At 62.8% G+C, this 3,173-nt stretch carries 3 protein-coding genes and 1 pseudogene; 2 read left to right on the forward strand and 2 right to left on the reverse strand.

The features are described 5' to 3' along the window. Positions 1 to 335: pseudogene (locus EN884_RS30830) on the forward strand (ATP-dependent helicase); the annotation flags it as partial. A gap of 102 nt (positions 336 to 437) precedes the next feature. Here the strand turns inward: EN884_RS30830 and EN884_RS30835 are convergent. Both EN884_RS30835 and EN884_RS30840 read right to left on the reverse strand, forming a co-directional pair. Further along, a complete protein-coding gene (locus EN884_RS30835; protein WP_063168060.1) occupies positions 438 to 1,412 on the reverse strand; it encodes an alpha/beta fold hydrolase in 975 nt (324 codons plus the stop codon). 79 nt (positions 1,413 to 1,491) lie between these two features. Further along, entirely contained in the window at positions 1,492 to 2,313 is an 822-nt protein-coding gene (locus tag EN884_RS30840; RefSeq protein WP_024505081.1) for an SDR family oxidoreductase, read from the reverse strand. Between the two features lie 227 nt (positions 2,314 to 2,540). On the opposite strand from EN884_RS30840, the gene EN884_RS30845 reads away from it, so the two are divergent. Then, positions 2,541 to 3,173: pyridoxal-phosphate dependent enzyme (locus EN884_RS30845; protein ID WP_127419722.1), on the forward strand; the 633-nt coding region annotated here is incomplete at its 3' end.

A 3,173-nucleotide genomic window follows, 5' to 3' on the forward strand; every position in this document is an offset into this window, starting at 1 on the left:
ATCCTTCCGAGAACAGCAAGCTGCGCCAGGTCGAGCGCATCATCCGCACCAAGCTGCCGATCGTTGCCGACCATCTCGGCAGCCCCGATCCGCTGCGCAATCCGGCTGAAAAGAACGAGCGTTTCGAGCCGGCCAATGACCGCAACGACCGCAATGGCCGTCGCGACGGCAGGCGGCCCGGTGGCGAGAACAAGGGCAACGGCTTTGGCAAGAAGCGCTTCGGCGACAAGCCGGCCTTCGCCGGCGAGCGCAAGCCGGACGGCGCCAAGCCGGCCTTCAAGGGCAACAACAAGCGCCGCTTCGGCGGTAAGCGTCCGGCTGCGCGGGCCGCGTAAGCCAGACCGCGCTGCAGTCAGTCAAGCTTCGGCTGGCTGATTGCCGAGACGAAACAAGAAAAGGGCGGCCGAAGCGATGCTTCGGTCGCCCTTTTTCGTCGCCTACTTCACCACCGCTTCGATCCAGACGGCGATCCTTTGCGCCAGAAACGCCGTGGTCGATGGCGACAGCGCGTCGCCGGCAATGACGTGATTGTCCGGGTCGCCAGTGTCGTCGACCGGAACCAGTTCATGCGGCGCGCCCCAGCGCCCGGCAATCTCGCGGCTGCGGTCGGCCCGCACCACTTTGTCCGAATCAGAAAAGATGAACAAAGCAGGGACGGTCGCCTTCTCCACCGGCGCGCCATAGGCAAGCTCGGTCAGCGCCTGCATCGGCAAGGTTGCTTCGATCGGATAGCGGGTGGTCCAGAATTTTTCATTCAGCGCGTTGCGCGGCACGAAGCTATGTTCCTTGCCGGCGACCAGCCTGGCGATTTGTTTGCCCCACGGCATGGTCAGGATCTCGGCGCCCGAAGTCTTGACGCCGAAGTTCGGGGAGATGAACGCAATCGCCGCCACCCCGTCCGACGCACCGGGCTGCGTTGCCGCCCAGACCGCCAGCGAGCCGCCGGTCGAAGTCGAGATGACGATCACCTTGTCGCCGATCGCCCGGCCGATGGCGAGCGCCTCCTCATAGTCGTTGATCCAGGCATTGATGCTGCCTTGCGTCATCGCCGCGCCATCCTGCCCATGACCGGTAAGCCGTGTGTAGAAGAGATTGGCGTCAAGCTGTTCCGCCACTTCGTCAGGCAGCGGGCGGACCTCGCCCTTCGATGCGGAAAAGCCGTGGATGTAGACGATCGATAGCGGGGTCCTGGCATGCACCAACGGATCGGCCCAGACGATCTCCTTCTCCAGCCCGTCTCGGATTCCGGGGATGGCGGCTTCCGCCTTTGCCACATAGGCCTGCGGATCGTCGCCGATGAGCGAGGGATCGAAACGGATCGTGGTGTCGACGCGAACGCGCGGGCCGAACACGAAGGCCAGTGCGAGAACGGCAATAAGGCCCAGCACAGCAAGCACGATCCGTCGCCCCATCGCAGACTCCACGCGGCACTTGTCTCAACCATGGCGACGGCGGCCCGAAAACGGGGAGCCTGCCAATTTCGCAGGCGTCCTATTCGATCGGCGGCTTGCGGTCGTAATGCAGAGGCCGCGCCTTCCAACTGGTCATCAGGCTGATAAACCCTCTGCACAGCGGCCTCGGCAGCAGGGCGAGCAGTTTCAGCGGCCAGCTTGTCCGGCGCGGGAAATGGACTTCGAAACCGCCCGACTTGATGCCTCGCGCCATGCGGCGCGATGCGCGGCTGACCGGCATCAGTCCCGGCATCGGCAGCATGTTCTTCTCGGTCAGCGGGGTGTCGATGAAGCCTGGGTTGAACACCTGGATACGCACGTTCATCTTGTCGAAATCATACTTCAGCGACTCGGCCAGGATGTTGATGGCCGCCTTGGTGCCGCCATAGGCGGCCGTTGTCGGCCAGCCGAAATAGGATGTCACGGAGCCGACCAGCACGACATGGCCGCGCGCCCGCACACGCATGCGTTCGACCGCAGGCACGAGGCCGTTGATGATGCCGAAATAATTGACCTCGAAGGACCGGCGAAAGTCGTTGACGACAAGATTCTCCCCCGGCGTCGAAATGTAATTCCCAGCATTGAAGATGGCGAGCACGATGGGACCGAGCTCCTTCTCGATCGCGGCGACGGTTCTTGCCATGCGCGGCTCGTCGGTGACGTCGCAGGGAAAGGCCGTGACGCTGCCCGGCATCTGCGCGGTCTCGACGACAAGCGTGTCGATCGGATCGTCGTCGAGCGCCGTCACCGCGACGGCATAGCCCTGGGAAGCAAGATCCCTGGCCAAGGCACGGCCGATGCCGCTCGATCCGCCCGTGATCCAGGCGACGCCGTGCTTCGGGTTGGCCCGGTAGAGTGTCATGCTGCGCCCTGTCGACTTGTTGGTGCTTTGCTCTAGCGATGAAGAAATCGAATGAAAAGCTGCTTTTCAACGTCAGCCGGAAAATGAGCTGTGGCGCAAGAGGTCGGTTTCGGGAAGCGCTGACGCAATTACAGTACCGCAAATGCGACTGGACCAGACAAATTCTTGCCTTGAAACTGCAGCTTCGGGTTTCTAGGGTTTCGGCGCACCTACACAAGGAATCCTGAATGCCCCGTTCTGTGATCGACGCGATCGGCAAAACGCCTTTGATCCGCCTCAACAAAGCTTCGGAACAAACCGGTTGCGAGATCCTGGGCAAGGCCGAATTCATGAATCCGGGCCAGTCGGTCAAGGATCGCGCCGGCCTGTTCATCATCCGCGATGCCGAGCAGCGTGGGCTGCTGAGACCCGGCGGTGTCGTCGTCGAGGGAACGGCGGGCAACACCGGCATCGGGCTGACGCTGGTCGCCAAGGCGCTCGGCTATCGCACCGTCATCGTCATTCCCGACACACAGAGCCAGGAGAAGAAGGACACGATCAAGCTGCTCGGTGCCGAACTGATCGAAGTGCCTGCCGTGCCCTACAAGAACCCCAACAATTATGTGAAACTGTCGGGGCGGCTGGCCGAGCAACTGGCGCGGACCGAGCCGAACGGCGCCATCTGGGCCAACCAGTTCGACAATGTTGCCAACCGTGACGGCCATATCCGCACCACAGCAGAGGAAATCTGGAGCCAGACCGGCGGCAAGGTCGATGGCTTTGTCTCGGCGGTCGGTTCCGGCGGCACGCTGGCCGGCGTCGCCTTTGGGCTGAAGGCGAAAAGCAAGGATGTGAAGATCGCGCTGGCCGACCCGCTGGGG

The organism is Mesorhizobium sp. M7A.F.Ca.AU.001.01.1.1, assembly GCF_004022735.1.
GTDB lineage: Bacteria > Pseudomonadota > Alphaproteobacteria > Rhizobiales > Rhizobiaceae > Mesorhizobium > Mesorhizobium ciceri.

Excerpts from the sequence above, each read along its gene's own strand:
- EN884_RS30835 (WP_063168060.1), bottom strand. The coding sequence starts at position 1,412 with ATGGGGCGACGGATCGTGCTTGCTGTGCTGGGCCTTATTGCCGTTCTC.
- EN884_RS30840 (WP_024505081.1), bottom strand. The coding sequence starts at position 2,313 with ATGACACTCTACCGGGCCAACCCGAAGCACGGCGTCGCCTGGATCACG.